This is a genomic window from Pseudoalteromonas sp. MMG012, from assembly GCF_018100875.1.
Lineage (GTDB): Bacteria > Pseudomonadota > Gammaproteobacteria > Enterobacterales > Alteromonadaceae > Pseudoalteromonas > Pseudoalteromonas aurantia.
Genome location: NZ_JAGJEF010000030.1, coordinates 19,793 through 38,056 on the forward strand (window position 1 = coordinate 19,793; position 18,264 = coordinate 38,056).

The window sequence follows — 18,264 nt, forward strand, 5'->3', positions numbered from 1 at the left end:
AGGCTAGGCCTTTTTTCATCTAATGCTGTATTTAAACATTACCTTGAATCTGGTTGAATGAACGTATGGGGCGGTAATATTCATTTTTAGGGGGGAGTTACAGACTTATCAACACTCAAAGAAATCATGCGTTCAGGCTTAAATAATATCATGCGATTGATAGAACTAAAGTCATTTAATGCCTTATTTGATTTTCCTTTTAACATGATAAAAAAGCACGACTCACTGGAAACATATGTGTCGTGCTCTTATTTACATCAAGTTAAAATGCCAACGCTTAGAATACAAAGTCTACACCGAGGCTGATAGCGCGTGCATCTCCATGATATGCCCAGCCTGTCGCTTTATCTCCTTGGTCAACAAATTTGTCATACTGTATTTTAAATGCGGCGTTCGGCAGGAAGTTATAGCGAACACCATAGCTAAGTACGTAGTGCTCTTCTAAGTCTTCCGTAGGCACCTTTGTTCGCTCTTGATCAGCTTTTGAGTAGGATATGTAAGGTTGGTAGTCATCCCAATTGTATACTAGTGACAGTAAGTAAGTTGGAAACTCAGTGCCGACCTCATCATCATATTCTACAAAGTTAACATCAAACAATAAGGTAAATTGATCTAACGAAACATTGCCGCCAACACCGATAAAGGTTTGTGAAAAAGGAGTGTATGGATCGATGCTGCCATCTTGCTGAATGGTTTCTCTATCACGATCGTTTTGAAAATAGACAAACCGTACATCAAAGTTGTCGCCTGAAATATTCCAATTCATGCCGGTAATGTCAGTCCAAAACTCATTGACAGTTCGAGCATTGCCCCCGTAAAGTTTGTTGTAATACAACATTTCTACATTATCGTCTGAATATTCATTACCGTAAAATACCGTTAATGTATTTGAATAGTCACCTATTTCAAAATCATACAGTGCACTAATACCATTAAACTGGGTAACTTGCCACCAATACAAATTTGACGGTGGGCGCATCCACGGATACGCATAACCCACTTCTGAAAACTCAGAAAAATAGTACATGGGTATATTACGCCGACCAGCCATCAATGTAAGGTCGTCTGTCGCTTGGTAGGTCACGTAGTACCAATCAAACTCGGGCTCAAAATCATCGATGCCTTTGGCAACGAGTTGTGCAGTGACAGAAAAATTGTCGGCTAAGTCCATGACACCTTGAACAGCAAAGATAGACTCAGGTTTAATACTAATATCGTTATCGTATTGACCAACATCGTAAAAATCGGCGGTGAGTATTTCATCTCGTGTTTGACCTGGGTTTAAAGGGTCATCAACGGTGCCGAGTGTTTTACCTGCGATAACGGATCCATAACCACTGATCCGCATTTCAGCAAAAGCACATGATGAAACGAGCATCGCGATACTAGAAGTAACAGTGAGTAATTTTTTCATAATCATACCTCTACTTAAAATGTGGCTACAACTTTAACGGTGTCTGAGATTGCGCTTGCGTCGACATAACCAATTGCATCGGGATTTGATGCAACGGCCGCAATTACATCGCTGGCTGAACCCATTTCTTGTGGGGGGGTACCTTTACCTGTAAATAAAATCTTAGACCAGTAGGCCTTCACTTGGCTGCTCGACTTACCAATCACTTTTTTATTAAATTCGTCGGTAACAGGGTCTTTAGAGCTGGTGCTGATTAAAATCGCAGATCGGCCATTGGAGAAAGACTTGGCTTTACCCAAAAAAATCTTTTTAATGTGCTTTTGATCAAATGAAGAGGCGTTGCTGGGGTGAACGACGATAGCGACTTCAGCGAAGGCACTAGAGGTATTAAATAAACTGAAAGTGGAGACAGCTAGAATAACTTTCCACGTTACTTTTTTTACAGGCCATAACATATGAAATTCCTTGTGTAATTGCAGGGAGTTATAAATTATTCTTACAAAAGTAAAAATAGCTGCAACTGTACGTTAAGCAAGTATTTATAGAGAAAATATTAGTGATTAGATAGAGAATAGCGTCTTCTAAGGCATTGAATTTCGGTTGTAAGAATTGTGCTGCTGATAGCTGAGCGGTTCAGAGGTAGGCGATACAAAAATAACATGTTTTTTAGGTGAGCAATTTGCTATTTTATTGCAAGGTTTGATATTTTCATCTTAATATCGCGTATTTGTACAACATAACAATATTGGCATAAATTCCATTCGTTACACTTTATGCTGCCAACACTTTTGACGTTGAGTTATGAGCATCTGAGTGTGTAACGAGTCGCTTAGTAGCGCAATAATGTATTTAACAAATGTGTATTAAAAGCAGTATTAAGCCACATGCATGTGGCTATTTTAATCGGTAATTACCATCAAGTAGTGGGTATAATTTCCCAGTCGGTACACTGTAGGTGGTCGCTAGTCGCGTTGCAAAGTGCAGACCAAATAGTCACAAAATGGGCTTTTTGAATATCACTACCACTGTGCATAATACTATTTGAAATAGCGGTTAACAGAGGGGGACCAGACAGGTAAGGGTGAGAATTCTTATATTTCTTATAGGTCCAGTTATCTTGACCGAATTTATCTTTAAGTTGTCGTTTGCGTGTAGAGTGTAGGTCGTTTTTTTCATCTATTTTTTGCTGCGCATACCTTGCTTCTGGCTTTTTAGCCGTGGTGGTGGTTGAGATTAAGTTTGGCAGTGGAATATTCGCTTGTGTAACCATTTCGGTGTAACCATTTCGGTGTAACCATCTTGCATTAAACGCAAACGGTCGGACCCAGTTGTTACGGAGGTGGATGCTAAAGTGACAGGCCAAACACGATCCAGTTGGATTTTCGATAGAGTAGAGTTACTGTGAATGCCAAGGTACTCATCGGGTAAGCCAAGCATATGTCCAAATTCGTGTGTCATAACTATGTATTTGTGAGGCACGGTTCGTTCGACATTGTTCGGCGTTCGAATAACAATGAGTGCCCCTCCATCTTGACCTGAAATGGTATGGTTGCGTGAGCGTGTTTTTAGAAATTTAACGGCGTCTTTTGCCCATTGTTCAGAAGTATCTGATGCAATGGCAAAGTTATCTCCTGTAATACGTGTGTTAATGTAGTTAGCAATCGCAGCGGCACGATTGGACTCTAAATTGTGCGTAAACATGCCGTCATTTTTACCTTTTAGGCCGATGACATACGCTTTAATACCCAGCACATCAGATGTTCGCCTCATTCTAACAATCGCAAGAAAGCGATCTAGGTAAGTTTTCATGCTTGATGCCAATATATGCTGATTTGCTGAAAAAGTAACATAGTCCCCATCACCAGCTGGCAATAAACTGCGTAATCCGGCGCGGATCAGCCCTTCTTTGTAATTAAAAATGTATTCTTGATTTTTGGTAATATCAACTTCGTTGGCGAAATTGTTCACGCCACACACATGTGGGGTTACACCGTGATTTATGCCGCCACTTGATTTATATCGGGCCAGTTTTTTTACTTCAATAACATATTGGCAATAGGCAGGGTTGTTTACTTGGGCAATGACAAAGTCAATATTCATGACAAACTCTTCCCAACCCGGTTTGATACAGCGAATTTTATAGTTATTGGACCATTTATCGATAATGGCACGGCGCGTTGCTCGTTTAAAATCACTTTTTTGAGTCATTGTCCAAGTCAGTTGATCTTGGGTATTATCAATAAATCGATAAAAAAACTTTAACTATCACGGTGATTTTTTTCTTGTGCGGCTCTACTCTAAGGTCAAACTTTCCGATGTTGGTAGCAGGTACAAAATTTTTGACAACTAAGTTACCCCTTATGCCATCCCTGATAAATTCGTCTTTCATCTCAACTCTTTTTTATCACACTGAAAATTACGCGTAACTATAGCTGAATGTGTGCATCGGAGCAAAATTTAAGCCTCTATATTTAAAGCATTTTTTAAATTTAATATGCTGGGGTGAAGCGCTGTAAGCCTTGCTTTAATCATTTTATAAGATGTATTTGCGAAAATATGAACCGGTGATTGGAAGTATTATAAATTCGCTCACATAGTCAGTCTTTACGATGATAAAAAATCTTAAACCCAAAGCATAAAGTTGTTCACTCATGCTTGTTTTATCAAAGATCTATTTGGCTATCAGTACGCAGCTGTGATGGTGTCATACCGAAAAACCGCTTAAATAGCTTACTGAAATAGCTAGGATCCACAAATCCGGTGTCAAAACATACGGATGATATAGGCAGCGTTGTCTCGATAAGTAGTTTGCGCGCTTGTTCTAATCTGATCTCAATCAAAAATTGCTTAGGGGTTTTAGCTAGGTGTTTTTTAAATCGTCGCTCGAGTGCACTAACTGACAGATGAGCGATGTCAGCAAGTTGTTCGACAGTGATCTGATTGTGATAATTGGTGCGAATAAATTCAACCGGTGTTTTTATGGCGTCAATATTGGCGAGCGTGGTTGAAGTTTTCTGTAAATGCCGTGTTATACCATAAGTGCCGATGATCTTATTCTTGTCATCAAAAATGGGTCTTTTTGTGGTGGTAAACCAAGCTAAATCTCCCTTTTTGGTTTGATTCATTTCGAACCGCTCAGTGACGCGCTCTCCTTTGAGTACATTGTTATCGTCTTGAATAAATTGGCGTGCAACATGAGGCGGCGAAAAATCAAAATCATTCTTGCCAATAATATTTTCTAGCCGTGAAACCCCCATGTGCTCTAAAAAAGTATGGTTCGCATATATAAAACGGTGCTTAGAATCTTTTACCCAAAATAAAATGTCTGGAATGAAATCGTACATGAGTGCTATTTGCTTTACCCCCATTTTCTCCATGAAAATTAGTTGGTTATCGTTCTTTTTCATCGCTTTACAACCTCTGTTTTTAGTCGGAGCTTAAAATGACACGACGCTGAATTAGTTATATAGTTCACTGAATTTATCTTACCCACATAAGTGACAAAATCATAGACTGGTCGTTAAAGAATAAAATGAAAAAATGAGTAACAGCCCGTGAAAAGAATAAAAATGGGGATGGTAGGGGGAGGCAATGGTGCGTTTATTGGTGCAGTACACCGTATGGCCGCCTCATTAGATGGTGATATAGAGTTAGTGTGTGGTGCTTTTAGCGCCAATGAACAAAGCTCTATGAGCTATGGACAAAGCTTAAATTTAGATCCTGCTCGATGTTATGCCTCTTACCAGCAAATGTTCATTGAAGAAGCGAAACTACCCTCTTCACAAAAAATGGATTTCGTCGTTGTGGTCACGCCGAATCATTTACATTTTCCTGTTGCTAAAATGGCACTAGAAGCTGGGTTTCATGTGCTCAGTGATAAACCCGCCACTTTTGATTTAACACAAGCATTGTTGTTGGAGGCGTTGGTGGAAAAGTCTGGACGTTTGTATGGACTGACACATACATACACGGGCTACCCATTGATCAAACAAGCAAAACACCTTGTGAAGCAAACTGATTTTGGTCGAGTTACCAAAGTGGTTGTGGAGTATAGTCAAGGCTGGTTGGCGGTGGATGACGATAACAAGCAAGCTCAGTGGCGACTCGACCCACAGCGCAGTGGTATGAGTTGCTGTATGGGAGATATCGGTGTTCATGCTGCTAACCTTGCTGAGTATGTGAGCGGTTCAGATATTACGGCAATCTGCGCAGATTTAACCGCCAGCAAAACAGGCCGAGTACTTGATGATGATGGCAGTGTGTTATTGCAATTTAATAATGGCGCTAAGGGCGTTTTGCTTGCCAGTCAAGTGGCAGTTGGAGATGAAAATAATTTAACGCTGCGCGTATACGGAGAGCATCAGTCTCTGCAGTGGAGCCAACTTGATCCCAATACTTTACTGTTAAAATCAGCAGTTCACCCAACACAAGTGATCCGCACCGGTATGGCCAGTCTTTGCACGCAGGCGAAAATGGCTACGCGTTTACCCAGCGGGCATCCTGAGGGATATATTGAAGCCTTTGCCAATATATATCGAAATTTTACGATGCAGATCCGTGCCTTCGAACAGGGGGATGCTACGGCCCGGCACAACTTTGACATACCAGACATCTCAGATGCTGTCAGAGGTATGGCATTCATTGAACATGTTGTTGCAGCGAGTCAATCAACACAGAAATGGCACCCAATATCATTGGTGCCCACACCGAGGTCAATATGAATCAAATAAAAGGCCCTGGCATATTTTTAGCACAGTTTATTCAGGATGAAGCGCCATTTAACTCTTTATCAGAAATCGGCCAATGGGTTGCTGATTTAGGTTATAAATCAGTGCAAATCCCGACGTGGGACAAACGCATTTTTGACCTAGAGCTGGCGTATGAAAGTGACAGTTATTGCGACGAAGTCAAAGGAACTCTGCAAGATTTAGGGCTGCAGATCAGTGAGCTTTCAACGCATTTACAAGGTCAGCTCGTGGCGGTTCACCCAGCGTATGATAAACAGTTAGATGCCTTTGCGCCACTTGAGTTCCAAGGGAATGCACCGGCACGCACACAATGGGCCATTGCACAATTGAAGATGGCAGCAAAAGTCAGTGAAAAATTGGCACTCACTGCACATGCCAGTTTTTCAGGGTCATTGTTGTGGCCAAGTGTTTATCCGTGGCCGCAACGGCCAAGTGGACTCATTGACGAAGGGTTTGCGGAGCTCGCCAAACGCTGGACTCCTATTCTTAACACATTTTTAGACTGCGGTGTCGATGTGTGTTTTGAACTACACCCGAGTGAAGATTTACACGATGGCGCGACGTTTGAACGATTTTTGACAGCAACAAATGCGCATCCAGCTGTAAATATTCTTTATGATCCGAGCCACTTTGTTTTGCAGCAGCTTGATTATCTCGCTTTTATTGACCATTACCATGACCGCATCAAAGCGTTTCACGTTAAAGACGCGGAATTTAGAATGAATGGCAAAAGTGGCGTATATGGCGGTTATCAAGATTGGCAACATCGGCCTGGTCGTTTTCGTTCGTTAGGTGATGGGCAAATAGATTTTAAGCAAGTGTTTAGCAAGCTGACTCAATATGGGTTTGATGGATGGGCGGTGCTTGAATGGGAGTGTTGTATAAAAGATGCGCACGAAGGCGCCAAAGAGGGCGCGCCATTTATTAATAAACACCTTATTAAACCTGCACAGCGTGCGTTTGATGATTTTGCATCGAGTCAAGCTGACAGTCAATTGAATCGTCAAATTTTGGGTCTAATGGAGTAAAACAATGAATCATATTCAGTCAAATAAACTGTTTATTGCTTGCTGTTTAGCGTTAACGGTTACGGCTATGACGTTTGCGATTAGAGCAGCAATATTAACCCAGCTTAGTCAAGACTTCGCGCTTACGGACACCGAGCTTGGGTGGGTTAACGCAATGGCTTTTTTGGGGTTTCCTGTTGCGACTGTTATTGGTGGGTTATTGTACAATACGCTGGGCGCAAAAAAATTGCTGGTGGTCGCTTTTATCGGACATGTTGTTGGCTTAGCATTAACTATCAGCGCTGTCGGGTTTTGGTCGTTAATCATTTCAAGTTTTTGTATTGGTTTTGCAAACGGTGCGGTAGAAGCTGGGTGCAACCCTTTGGTTGTGCAGCTGTATAAAAATAATAAAACAACCATGCTCAATCGCTTCCATGTCTGGTTTCCAGGCGGCATTGTTATAGGCGCATGTGTTGCGATGGGGATGTCGCATTTAGCGCTATCTTGGCAAAGCCAAATCGCGATTATGTTCATCCCTACCGGTATTTATGGTTATTTAATCGTACGTCATACTTTTCCACACACTCAAACAATACAAGCTGCTACGGCTGTAAACTTAAAGAGTTTGCTCTCACCACTCTTCATCTTTATGGCTTTTTGTATGTCTTTGACTGCGGTAACAGAGCTTGGTACACAGCAATGGATTGAGCGAATTTTAGGGGCGTCGGGCGCAAGCCCAATGGCGATTATGGCAATGGTAACCGGATTAATGGCGGTCGGTCGTTATTTTGCTGGTCCCTTAGTACATGCGCTTAATGCGACAGGTGTGTTACTTGCCTCGGCTATATTTGCAACGTTGGGCATATTTTTAATGAGTGTTGCATCTGGCGTGGAAGTGTACATTGCAGCCTTTTTCTTTGCGCTTGGCGTAACGTACTTTTGGCCCACAATGTTGGGCTTTGTTGCCGAAAAATTGCCACAAACAGGCGCGATAGGGTTGTCTCTCATGGGGGGAATTGGCATGCTATCGGTCAGCATTTGGAGCCCCGTCATAGGAAATTGGATCGACCTATCAAGAGAGTACGCTTTGCAGCGTAACTTATCAGCAGCTCAAGCTGAACTGATCGCTGGGCAAACAACACTCGGGTATTTGATGATATTTCCATGTGTACTGATATTGGCCTTTTCTATTTTATTGGCGTACCAACGTAAAAATAATAATTTTGAGCAAAATGAAGATGTTGCATAGGAGTCCAGCAATGAGTGAAACAGTGGATATTGACAATAACAGGCGGCATTTTCTACACAGCTTTACGATTTTGCTTGGGAGTGCGACGGCAGCACAGCTTATTGATGGCTCTGGGTTGTCGTCAGCCCTAGCTTATCGGGCCAAAGAAGACAGTACGGCGCAAGATGCTATGGTATTTAAGCAATTACACATGCAAATGCTTAAGTGCATATGTGACCTAATTATGCCCAAAACCGAGACTTTATCGGCCAGTGAATTGGATGTTCATGGCTTTGTTGATCATCAATTGAACACAGTGTATTCACAGCATCAGCAAGTACAAGCAATTGGTTTACTAGAAAAAATGACACGTATAAGTCAGACTCATTTTAAGCATGACTTTCATTTATTGCGCTCCGCTGCGCAGTTAGAAATTTTGGCGTCTATTGAGAATCAGAATATGGGTTTTACTGAGCAAGATACAACGATATTTAAGCTGCTAAAGAGCTTGATTGTATTTGGTTATTTTACCACTGAGTATGGGGCCACTGAGGTGTTGAAATATCAGGCGATACCTGGTGGATACCGAGGTTCAATTCCCTATAAATCAGTAGATAGCAGTTGGGGGTCTCTAGGATTTTACTAGATAAACATCATGACAGACTTATATATTAAAAATAGCAAAGAAAAATTCGATGTGCTCGTAGTTGGTTCAGGCATAACCGGTGGGTGGGCGGCAAAAGAGTTCTGTGAACGTGGATTCAAAACTTTGATGGTTGAGCGCGGGCGAGTTGTTGAGCACCAAAAAGATTATATTGGAGAGCATAAAGGACCATGGTTGTTTGACAATCGTATGAAAGTTGACAACTTACTGACGGCGCAACAACACTACGTACAAAAGCTATGCTATGCCTTTAGTGATTCGACCAAGCACTTTTTTGGTAATGATAGAGATTTACCTTACTCGACAGCAAAAGGCACGGGTTTTAGTTGGATCCGTGCAAATCAATTAGGGGGAAAGTCGTTGCTTTGGCATCGGCAATCTTATCGCTTTAATCAGTGGGATTTCCAAGCGAATAAGGCGGATGGGTATGGTATTGATTGGCCGTTACGGTATGCAGATTTAGCACCTTGGTATGACCATGTTGAACAGCATGCAGGCATTGCCGCACACAACGATAATTTAGATGTTTTACCGAATAGTGTATCGCAGCCGGCTTTTGAATGGACTGCACCTGAGAAAATGCTCAGAGATAAATTTAGCTCACTATACCCAGATAGGCCTATGGTGATGGGACGGGCTGCACATTTAACAAAACCTACTCAGCTGCACCTATCTCAAGGTAGGGTAAAATGTCAGGCGCGTAATGAATGCCAAAAAGGTTGCTCATTTGGCGCATATTTTTCGACCCAAAGCTCAACGTTACCCGCAGCAGCTAAAACGGGAAATTTACACATCGCGCCAAATAGTGTGGTGCATAGTTTAATTTATGACGCTCGTCGAAATAGAGTCACGGGTGTGCGAGTGATTGACAATGACACCCTAGAAACACGAGAGTATTTTGCCAAAGTGGTATTTTTGTGCGCGTCTACGTTAGGCTCTACACAAATTATGCTGAATTCAAAATCACACTCTTTTCCCAATGGTATTGCAAATAATTCCGGCGTATTAGGACATTATTTGATGGACCACAATTACAATGCGGGAGCCGTGGGCATCGTTGAGGGGTTTGACGCAGAGTATTATTCGGGTCGGCGTCCAACTAGTCCCTATATTCCAAATTTTCAGTATAAACCAAGCCGCTATGCAAAGGGTTACAAGCGAGGATATGCGCTTGCAGCATGGTCGAGCCGTGAAGATTGGCGAGCAATCGCAAAGCAAGATGGCTTTGGGGTGGATTTTAAGCGTAAATTAACACAAGCAGGAAGGTGGCGGTTTGGTTTGTCTGCGCAAGGAGAAATGCTACCAAGGTATGAAAATCATGTGGCACTTCATGCTACGAAAACAGATAAGTGGGGGATACCGCAACTCGTTATAGATTGCCAATGGTCAGACAATGAAAAGCGCATGATGGATGACGCCGCCGATACAGCGAAAGAGATGTTGACCAAGGCAGGTTTAAAAGACGTGTATAGCTATACACGCTATCATGAGCGTCACCCTGGGATTGCAATTCACGAAGTGGGCACCGCTAGAATGGGCGCAGACCCAAAAGCATCGGTACTGAACGGTTTCAACCAGAGCCACGATATTCCAAATCTTTTTGTCACTGATGGCGCCAGTTTTTGCTCTACTGCCACGGTTAATCCATCACTGACATTTATGGCAATCACGGTGCGAGCAGTTGATTACGCCGTTAATGAACTTAAAAATAACAGGATTTAAGGTAACACGAATGAGTAAAACATTAGCCGTAATGGTATTATCAAGTTGCGCCTTGATGGGGTGTCAAATAACAGACAATAAGCAAACACAGCCAGATGCAACAACCTCAACACAGCAAGCCGCTAAAGTCAGTGTGCAATTGTGGTCAGTGAAAGACACATTAAAACAAGATTTCAGAGGGACATTACGACAGTTGGCCAATATGGGCTTTGAAGGCGTTGAGTTTGCAGGCGAATTTGGCCCGTATAAACATGATCCTAAAGGGTTAAAAAGCTATTTAGATTCACTTGGGCTGCAAGCCAGTGGCGCACATATAGATTTTAAACAGTTCTCAGATGAGCAATTTGCCGACAGTGTGCACTTTTATCAAACGTTAGGCGTGAAATATTTAATTGATCCATGGGAAAAGCGCGCATGGGACCATACTCAAGTCGCCAGTGTTGTGGATGATTTGAATCGTTTAGCTGATAAGCTTGAGCCTTACAATATGCAAATTGGGTATCATAACCATCAACATGAATTTGCAGATTATAAAGAGTCAACATTTTGGGATTACATTGCTGAAAATACAAAATCAAATGTGGTGTTGCAACAAGATGTTGGCTGGACTTCATTTGCAGGTAAAGACCCGGTGTTTTATGTTAAAAAATACCCAAATCGTACCATCACCACGCATTATAAAGTGGTTATTCCAGAACAGAATTCAGCGGATCTATCTCCGATCATCGGCCAAAATAACGGCATAGATTGGTATAATTTAACGCAAGCTTTGTACACTGATGGAGGTGTACAGTGGATTGTGTTAGAGCAGGAGGACTACCCAGAAGGACTTACTCCATTACAATCGGTTAAATTATCGAAGTTAAATTTAGATAAAATTTTACAGTAAATATTTGATTAGTTTGTTTTTATTAAGCTGTATAATTAATGAACCGTGCTTTCTAGATATTTAACGTATCGAAATATATCGATGTGCTGTGATTTAAACTCGATAGACCGCTTAATCACAGGCTGATTATTTGTACGAGGTATTGAGGCGTTTAAGTCTTATAATGCGCACTGTAGATGCTTAGCTGTGGTTGAGGTAAAAGTATAGTTAAACGCTTAACTCCACCGTGAATAAAGGATTTTATTCACGGTGTGAGGAGTGACTCACCGTTATGTGCCTGGTAGCTCAACAATGCGCCAATAATGATCTAAGAGTTTGACCAACTCATCAAAACCATGTTGTAGATTTTCTTTTACAATATAACCTGCGATGTTTTGATCATAGGCAGCAAACTTATCTTGCTCATCCTTACTGGTAGTTAGCACAAAGACGACGCTACCTTTGAGCTGTTGGTCGTTTCGTAGCTCAGCTAAAAACTCAAGACCACCCATTCGTGGCATATTAAGGTCGAGCAAGATCAAAAAAGGTTTTGGTACTTCGTCATTTTTTAATAACTCTAGTGCGTACATCCCATCTTTTGCGCGTATGATAGGATTAGCAATACGCATTTTTTTAAAAGCTCGGACAACACTCTTCGCATCTATATCGTCATCTTCGACTAATAAAATCGATGCGTGTTTGTAATTCACTTCACTCATATTTTATTTTTACCTCTATAGTATTTTTGGCCACGTAAATGTAAAACAGGTACCATTGACCCCGTCTGAAATGACATTAATCTCACCTTTATGATAATCCAGTAGCTTTTTAATAATTGATAACCCCATACCACTGCCTTCGACATCGTCTCTGGGCCTAAGAGTTTTAAAAAGTTCAAAAATCTGCTGATGATACTTAGGGTCAATACCTACGCCATTATCGGCAACAGAGAATTGATAGTGGGTAATGTGTTCTTGACCCGACACATCAATCATTAATTTCCCCTCGCCTTTATGTTTAATCGCGTTGCCAATGAGGTTGCGGAAAATGGTTTCAAGTGGCGCGATAGGTGTATTAATTTCAGGTAAAGTAATGTCGCAGGTCATTGAGATGTTCTCAGAAGAGGGCTGTAAGTCAAATATATTGAGCACCAAATCATGGACGTTAGCTAGTTGAATTTCGCCACCTTTTCGTCCCACACGAGAATAAGCTAATAAATCTTCCAATAAGCTTTCCAAGCGTGCTGTTCTGCTTTTAAGTAAAGACAAATTCTCTTTGGTTTCCTCATTTGCAAACTCTATGATGTCTTCTTCTATCCAGCAGGAAAGTTGCATAATGCCTCTTAATGGGGCTTTTAGGTCATGGGAGGCCACATACGCAAAGTCATTTAACTCTTTATTACTGCGCTTAAGTTCTTCGGTTATTTTTACATGTTCGGCCATATCTATAATTGTGGCTAACACTTTCAAATCATTACCATCTTTAAATTGTGCAATGCCAATTTCAGCAGGAAATTCATAACCGCTTTTTGTCATCCCGAATATTTCTCGGCCTATACCCATTTGGCGGTGCGAGGGGTTCTTATGAAAGCTGTTACGATGCTGAGGATGATTGGGTTGAAATCGTGAGGGTACGAGCATTTCAACTTTTTTGCCGATGAGCTCATCATCGGTGTAGCCAAAGAGTGATCTGGTTTGCGGATTTATTTGCTCTATCACCCCTTCATCACTGGTAATAATGATCCCGCAAGGTGCCGATTCAATGATGTGTCTGTAATATTCTTCTTTAATGGCGAGAGAATGTGTAATTTGATTGGCGATTGCCATTGCACTGTTTTGTGAGCGAGTCAATGTAATAAAAATAAATAACAACAATGCATCAATCAAAATACCGCTACCTAAAATAATAAGCGGTTGGCTTGAATGTGTGGATGTTCTGAACGACAGCGCCGATTGAATATGAAACGTCCATGGTCTGCCGTACATATTGAGTGTGATTGTTTTACTAAACAGTGGCTTATCGTCATAGTGATGATTGCTTTCGGTGAGCTCGTCATACAAGTTGTCTTTACCATCAAATATACTAAAAACAAGCTGCCTATTACTTTGTTGTAGTGTGCCTTCCATTAATTTGTACATAATAAATGGGGCGTATACGTGGCCAACAAAGTGTGTTTGTCTTTGTGCAAGGCTGGTGGTTTCAGAGGTATCGTAAAAAGGAATAAACTGTAAAAACCCAGGCGTTTTCTTTGCGTCCTGCACAAGGACTATGGGAGCAGTAATTTGTGTTGACGCAGTATCTCTGGCTTTTTTAGCTGCACTAAAGCGATTATGTTCAAAAGCCATATCTAGCCCAACCGCCTTCATATTATGTTCAACGGGCTCTATGTAAGTAATTGGCCAGTACTCTTGTTCTTGATGTTGTGGATGAATGGCGAAATTAGGTCTGGTTTTACGTTGCTGTATGAGAAACGAGTCGAGTTCGCTTTTTGGGATATGGTAAATAATGCCAATGCCATTTATACCCGGGTAAGATTCAAAGATATTAAGTGTGTCAGAAAATGTCTTCCAATCACTGGCTGGAGTTTGCAAAGAATAGGTTTGAACTGCTGCGGCGCCTGCTTTTAATGCAATTTCATAATGAGACATACGTTCTGATATTTGGGTTAAGAGTAATTCTGATTGAGCTTTAAATAAAGCTGCTCTTTTGGCCTGAATTTGGTTATCAGATATTTTCCATGCTGTCACGGTGAGCAAGAGTGATGCAATTACAACAAGCCAATGATACCAATGTAAAAACCGAGCTGGAGAGACCTGCTTTTTTGTCATTGTAATTCCCTTTCCCTATCCTTATGCGTGATTTTGCGGCGAACCAGTCGACTATTCATTATGACAATCGCACTTATGGGCAAATCCTTAGTACTTGAGTGTAGACCAATAGAAAAATACTGGAGAAAATTTCCAATTAATAAGTGTTTACGTTCATTATTCAATTAAGGTGCGTTCTAGAAAAGTACGTGCGAGGTGTGTCACCAGAGACCGTGGTACAGGTTTGCCCTATGTTGTGACTGCATTGTGAAAAGCATATACGTAAAGCAAACTACGACAAGCACTCTGGCGTAATAATGGCAGCGCTCGTAGTTGTTATTTTTTTGATAACTAATCATATCGAAAATAGCCATTGAGTTAATTTGTTTACACCCATCGGTCGGACTTTAAGCAAACAGTAGGTAGCATGGCAATAAAGTCTTAAATACAATTGCAAATAAAAATAAATCGCATTAATCTTCCTGCGGTTTTGCACCTAATGTGCAGTGAATTTTTAGTTTGGAGTGTATTCATGCGTTACTCGGTTTTATGTTTAGCTGTTGGTTCAGCGATAGCGGCATCTAATGTGTCGGCTCAGTCGTCAGATGTAGAAGTTATTGAAGTAAAGGGCACTTACTTCAACGATTATCAAGTCGATACGGCCAAAGGTGCTTTGCGGACTGACACCTCCTTACTTGAGACTGCACAGTCAGTATTTGTTATCTCAGATACTGTGATAGATGAGCAGCTCGCAACAACGCTTGGGGAAGTACTGAATAATGATGCCAGTTTGACCGCCGGGTCTAAGCAGCGAAATCGTGAAACATTTAACCTGCGTGGTTTTGGATTAAGTTCATCAAATGGTTATTTGCGTGATGGTCATCAGCATTGGTCACACTATCAGCAACCAATAGAAACTTTGGAACAAGTTGAAATAATCAAAGGCCCATCTAGTATTTTATACGGCCAATCAGGTCCGGGTGGTTTAGTGAATATGGTCACTAAAAAACCCACTGCGAATACACTGGTGAATCTTGGGGTTGATTTTGATCATTTAGGTTCTACACGTGCCACATTAGATTTGGGTGGTGCGTTAACACATGCTGAAGATGTGCGTTATCGAACTGTTTTAGTGAAACAAGACGTGGATTTTAACCGCGAATATGTCGATGGTGGAGCGCGTACTCGAGACCGCTTTTTAGGTTCAATCGTTCTTGACTATGATATTAACGAGCACAGCTTTGTGCGTGTTCATTATGATAGAACAAATGATGAAGCAGGTTTAGATACTGGTGCGTGGTTAGATAATAACGGGCAGGTGATTGGGCACGACAAAACAATCAGAGACTTCTCTTGGGCATTTACTGATATAACCGTTGAAAATAAGGGCATTGATTTTAAGCAAGTTCTATCTGAAAGCTGGCAAGTAACAGTTGGCTACAATGAGCAATATTTTTCTCGTCAGCGTTTTGAGTCAGCTCCGCGTAAGCCGGATGATTATCAGCTGGGTAACAGTTATGACTCTCGTCCGTACGATCGCTTTGACGATTGGCAGTTTACTACCGCATTTGTTGATGTGACGGGGGAGTTCGAATTCGGTGGAATTGATCATCAGGTGCTTATTGGTGCTAACTCATTAGACTATTACTACGGGCAGCTTCGAGTTAAAGCAGAATCTGTTACGTTTGTTGAAGGGAGTGATCAACCACTGCGTCCAGATATCAGTTATGCGACAGACGACTCACTATATACTAGCGAATTTGATTACTATGGTATTTATGTTCAAGATTTAATGACAATTAACGAGCACTGGCAGATTTCGCTAGGTGGTCGTTATGACAAACAAAATAAAGAAGGCGCTGATAACGAGTCATTTCTACCTAAGGGTGGCGTGTTATATCACCCAAGTGACAATGGCACTGTGTATTTTAGTTATTCAGAGGGGTTTGAGCCTCAACGAAGTGATAGGCTAGATAATAAAGAAGATGAAAATCACAATATGAAGCTAGATGCTGTGACATCGCAGCAGTATGAAGTGGGCACAAAATGGCAGTTGGCTGATGATAGGTTGCTGGTGACAGCAGCTGCGTTCGATATCAGTAAAACAGGTATGCTTATTTCAGTACGCTCTGATAGTGTAGAATATCAGACAGTAACGACCCAAGCTGGTGAACAGCGTCATAAGGGTGTTGAGTTTACAGCACAAGGCGCAGTAAACGATCGGTTGTTTGTGATGGGATCACTGATGAATTTAAATGCTGAATATGTCCAAGACAAAAAGTATCAAGGAAACACCCCAATTGATGCGCCTCAGTGGTCGGCATCATTGTGGTCACGCTATGAGTTTAGCGATGTCTTTGCTATTAATGCCGGGGCATTTTATCAAGGTGAACGTTTTGCGAATTATGAGAATACCATAACAAAAGCGGCGTACACACGAATAGACGCAGGTGCAACTTATAAACTCGGCCTTAAACAAGCCGATGTTAATGTGCGTTTTAATATTGAAAACCTATTTGATAAAAATTACCTTGCAGGCGGTGGTGTAAATAACGTAACTGTTGGTGAAGAGACAACATTTAGATTGGCGTTACACGCCGCATTCTAATATTTTTGTGTTAAATGACTAAGGCGCTGGCTTTACCAGCGCCAATTCACATGAAATGCTCTAAAACTTGAACTGGCAGCCACACAAATTACATCGATTTAGCCCTTTTTAATGTTGAATAACACACTGGTTTGTTCGTACTTTGCACTGTTTTAATGTTCCCGATTATGAGCGCTGATGGCTTAAAATTTGAGCTGGCAGCCACACAGATTAGCCATACAAATTACATCGATTTACACTCTTTTTAATACCGAATAGTCCACCAATTTGTTCGTATTTTACACTGTTTTAATATTCCCGGTTATGTATCCTGATTATGAGCGCTGATGACTAACTGGCAGCCACACAAATCACATCGATTTAAGCTCTTTTTAATACCGAATAACACACTGGTTTGTTCGTATTTTACACTGTTTTAATATTCCGATTATGTATACTGGCTATGAGCAATGTAAGTTATTAATAGGGAGAATGAATGTGAACAAAGTGAATCTCAGTGAGAAATTTGCGTTATTCCATCAGCAATGGAAACCCAAAGTGATTGCGCAAATGAATGATTACCAATTTAAGGTGGTTAAATTACAAGGGGAGTTTATCTGGCATCAACATGACCATACTGATGAAACATTTATTGTTATCTCAGGGCAATTAAACATTGCGTTTGAGGACGAAACGGTTGTTTTAAATGCAGGAGAAATGTTAGTGGTACCCAAGGGTAAACAGCATAAACCGTTCGCAGAACAAGAGTGTCAAGTAATGATCATTGAGCCTAAAGGTATCTTAAATACGGGTGAAGAGCGCAGTGAGCGAACCGCTGAAAATGACGTGTGGATCTAGCTTTCGTGGATACACCCATTTATAAGCGTAAAAAGCCCTTATAGCGGGCTTTTCGACAAGTAAAGAATCTGGGGAGGTACGGTAAAATATGCTGATAATTGTTTTAAAACACCATTATTGGCAATAAACTGCATATAGTGCTGGTGGGCTTCAATCGATTGCCAGTCTTCGTCAATTAGCATGATATTTTGGGATTCATCAAAATAAATATCGACACGCAAACACCCAGTAAAGCGACGGACATTATTTAAGTTATCAGCTAAAAACTTGTGTAACATTGTATGTTGTTGGCTTTTAAGTTGGCAGACTAAGTTAACCCGAACCATAAGTGTATCCTTTTATATAAATAGTGATGCCACTT

16 protein-coding genes are annotated in these 18,264 nt (G+C 41.2%); 8 read left to right on the top strand and 8 right to left on the bottom strand.

Going from position 1 to position 18,264, the window contains the following annotated elements:
• Positions 1-277: 277 nt before the first annotated feature.
• From J8L97_RS11840 to J8L97_RS11860, 5 genes are all read right to left on the bottom strand, one after another.
• Positions 278-1,414 (bottom strand): hypothetical protein, encoded by a 1,137-nt coding sequence (locus J8L97_RS11840; protein WP_210995295.1) that lies wholly within the window; start codon positions 1,412-1,414, stop codon positions 278-280.
• Positions 1,415-1,428: 14 nt separating this feature from the next.
• Positions 1,429-1,869, bottom strand: a complete 441-nt coding sequence (locus J8L97_RS11845) for a substrate-binding domain-containing protein (RefSeq protein WP_225738547.1) — start codon at positions 1,867-1,869, stop codon at positions 1,429-1,431.
• A gap of 461 nt (positions 1,870-2,330) precedes the next feature.
• On the bottom strand, positions 2,331-2,684 hold the full coding sequence (locus J8L97_RS11850; RefSeq protein WP_211049932.1) for a hypothetical protein: 354 nt from the start codon (positions 2,682-2,684) through the stop codon (positions 2,331-2,333).
• Complete coding sequence (locus J8L97_RS11855; protein ID WP_211049934.1) at positions 2,648-3,622, bottom strand: hypothetical protein; 975 nt, start codon at positions 3,620-3,622, stop codon at positions 2,648-2,650. The genes J8L97_RS11850 and J8L97_RS11855 overlap by 37 nt, the downstream gene beginning before the upstream one ends.
• A gap of 455 nt (positions 3,623-4,077) precedes the next feature.
• Positions 4,078-4,821: an AraC family transcriptional regulator gene (locus J8L97_RS11860; protein ID WP_247688654.1), complete on the bottom strand. Its 744-nt coding sequence runs from the start codon at positions 4,819-4,821 to the stop codon at positions 4,078-4,080.
• Between the two features lie 162 nt (positions 4,822-4,983).
• On the opposite strand from J8L97_RS11860, the gene J8L97_RS11865 reads away from it, so the two are divergent.
• Genes J8L97_RS11865 through J8L97_RS11890 form a run of 6 tightly spaced genes read left to right on the top strand, consistent with a single transcriptional unit; the run spans position 4,984 to position 11,672 of the window.
• Positions 4,984-6,135 (top strand): Gfo/Idh/MocA family protein, encoded by a 1,152-nt coding sequence (locus J8L97_RS11865; protein ID WP_211049975.1) that lies wholly within the window; start codon positions 4,984-4,986, stop codon positions 6,133-6,135.
• On the top strand, positions 6,132-7,190 hold the full coding sequence (locus J8L97_RS11870; RefSeq protein WP_211049936.1) for a sugar phosphate isomerase/epimerase: 1,059 nt from the start codon (positions 6,132-6,134) through the stop codon (positions 7,188-7,190). The genes J8L97_RS11865 and J8L97_RS11870 overlap by 4 nt, the downstream gene beginning before the upstream one ends.
• Before the next feature lie 4 nt (positions 7,191-7,194).
• On the top strand, positions 7,195-8,418 hold the full coding sequence (locus J8L97_RS11875; protein WP_211049937.1) for a sugar MFS transporter: 1,224 nt from the start codon (positions 7,195-7,197) through the stop codon (positions 8,416-8,418).
• A 10-nt stretch (positions 8,419-8,428) separates the two neighbouring features.
• Positions 8,429-9,043, top strand: coding sequence for a gluconate 2-dehydrogenase subunit 3 family protein (locus J8L97_RS11880; RefSeq protein ID WP_211049939.1), 615 nt, complete (start codon positions 8,429-8,431; stop codon positions 9,041-9,043).
• Between the two features lie 9 nt (positions 9,044-9,052).
• Complete coding sequence (locus J8L97_RS11885) at positions 9,053-10,783, top strand: GMC oxidoreductase (RefSeq protein WP_211049941.1); 1,731 nt, start codon at positions 9,053-9,055, stop codon at positions 10,781-10,783.
• A 10-nt stretch (positions 10,784-10,793) separates the two neighbouring features.
• Entirely contained in the window at positions 10,794-11,672 is an 879-nt protein-coding gene (locus tag J8L97_RS11890; RefSeq protein WP_247688655.1) for a sugar phosphate isomerase/epimerase family protein, read from the top strand.
• Positions 11,673-11,941: 269 nt separating this feature from the next.
• Here J8L97_RS11890 and J8L97_RS11895 read toward each other — a convergent pair whose 3' ends face one another.
• The gene (locus J8L97_RS11895) at positions 11,942-12,370 is read right to left on the bottom strand and encodes a response regulator (RefSeq protein ID WP_192509863.1); all 429 of its coding nucleotides are present in this window, start codon (positions 12,368-12,370) and stop codon (positions 11,942-11,944) included.
• Between the two features lie 15 nt (positions 12,371-12,385).
• The gene (locus J8L97_RS11900; protein WP_211049943.1) at positions 12,386-14,479 is read right to left on the bottom strand and encodes a CHASE domain-containing protein; all 2,094 of its coding nucleotides are present in this window, start codon (positions 14,477-14,479) and stop codon (positions 12,386-12,388) included.
• Positions 14,480-14,990: 511 nt separating this feature from the next.
• Between J8L97_RS11900 and J8L97_RS11905 the strand changes: the two genes are divergently transcribed.
• Both J8L97_RS11905 and J8L97_RS11910 read left to right on the top strand, forming a co-directional pair.
• On the top strand, positions 14,991-17,066 hold the full coding sequence (locus J8L97_RS11905; RefSeq protein WP_211049945.1) for a TonB-dependent siderophore receptor: 2,076 nt from the start codon (positions 14,991-14,993) through the stop codon (positions 17,064-17,066).
• A gap of 471 nt (positions 17,067-17,537) precedes the next feature.
• Positions 17,538-17,903 (top strand): cupin domain-containing protein, encoded by a 366-nt coding sequence (locus J8L97_RS11910; protein ID WP_211049947.1) that lies wholly within the window; start codon positions 17,538-17,540, stop codon positions 17,901-17,903.
• A 38-nt stretch (positions 17,904-17,941) separates the two neighbouring features.
• Here J8L97_RS11910 and J8L97_RS11915 read toward each other — a convergent pair whose 3' ends face one another.
• The gene (locus J8L97_RS11915; protein ID WP_211049949.1) at positions 17,942-18,229 is read right to left on the bottom strand and encodes a putative quinol monooxygenase; all 288 of its coding nucleotides are present in this window, start codon (positions 18,227-18,229) and stop codon (positions 17,942-17,944) included.
• Between the last annotated feature and the right edge of the window lie 35 nt (positions 18,230-18,264).

Bases quoted from the DNA above. Each gene is read 5' to 3' on its own strand.
- J8L97_RS11840 (WP_210995295.1), bottom strand. From the start codon at position 1,414: ATGAAAAAATTACTCACTGTTACTTCTAGTATCGCGATGCTCGTTTCA.
- J8L97_RS11845 (WP_225738547.1), bottom strand. From the start codon at position 1,869: ATGTTATGGCCTGTAAAAAAAGTAACGTGGAAAGTTATTCTAGCTGTC.
- J8L97_RS11850 (WP_211049932.1), bottom strand. From the start codon at position 2,684: ATGGTTACACAAGCGAATATTCCACTGCCAAACTTAATCTCAACCACC.
- J8L97_RS11855 (WP_211049934.1), bottom strand. From the start codon at position 3,622: ATGACTCAAAAAAGTGATTTTAAACGAGCAACGCGCCGTGCCATTATC.
- J8L97_RS11860 (WP_247688654.1), bottom strand. From the start codon at position 4,821: ATGAAAAAGAACGATAACCAACTAATTTTCATGGAGAAAATGGGGGTA.
- J8L97_RS11865 (WP_211049975.1), top strand. From the start codon at position 4,984: ATGGGGATGGTAGGGGGAGGCAATGGTGCGTTTATTGGTGCAGTACAC.
- J8L97_RS11870 (WP_211049936.1), top strand. From the start codon at position 6,132: ATGAATCAAATAAAAGGCCCTGGCATATTTTTAGCACAGTTTATTCAG.
- J8L97_RS11875 (WP_211049937.1), top strand. From the start codon at position 7,195: ATGAATCATATTCAGTCAAATAAACTGTTTATTGCTTGCTGTTTAGCG.
- J8L97_RS11880 (WP_211049939.1), top strand. From the start codon at position 8,429: ATGAGTGAAACAGTGGATATTGACAATAACAGGCGGCATTTTCTACAC.
- J8L97_RS11885 (WP_211049941.1), top strand. From the start codon at position 9,053: ATGACAGACTTATATATTAAAAATAGCAAAGAAAAATTCGATGTGCTC.
- J8L97_RS11890 (WP_247688655.1), top strand. From the start codon at position 10,794: ATGAGTAAAACATTAGCCGTAATGGTATTATCAAGTTGCGCCTTGATG.
- J8L97_RS11895 (WP_192509863.1), bottom strand. From the start codon at position 12,370: ATGAGTGAAGTGAATTACAAACACGCATCGATTTTATTAGTCGAAGAT.
- J8L97_RS11900 (WP_211049943.1), bottom strand. From the start codon at position 14,479: ATGACAAAAAAGCAGGTCTCTCCAGCTCGGTTTTTACATTGGTATCAT.
- J8L97_RS11905 (WP_211049945.1), top strand. From the start codon at position 14,991: ATGCGTTACTCGGTTTTATGTTTAGCTGTTGGTTCAGCGATAGCGGCA.
- J8L97_RS11910 (WP_211049947.1), top strand. From the start codon at position 17,538: ATGAATGTGAACAAAGTGAATCTCAGTGAGAAATTTGCGTTATTCCAT.
- J8L97_RS11915 (WP_211049949.1), bottom strand. From the start codon at position 18,229: ATGGTTCGGGTTAACTTAGTCTGCCAACTTAAAAGCCAACAACATACA.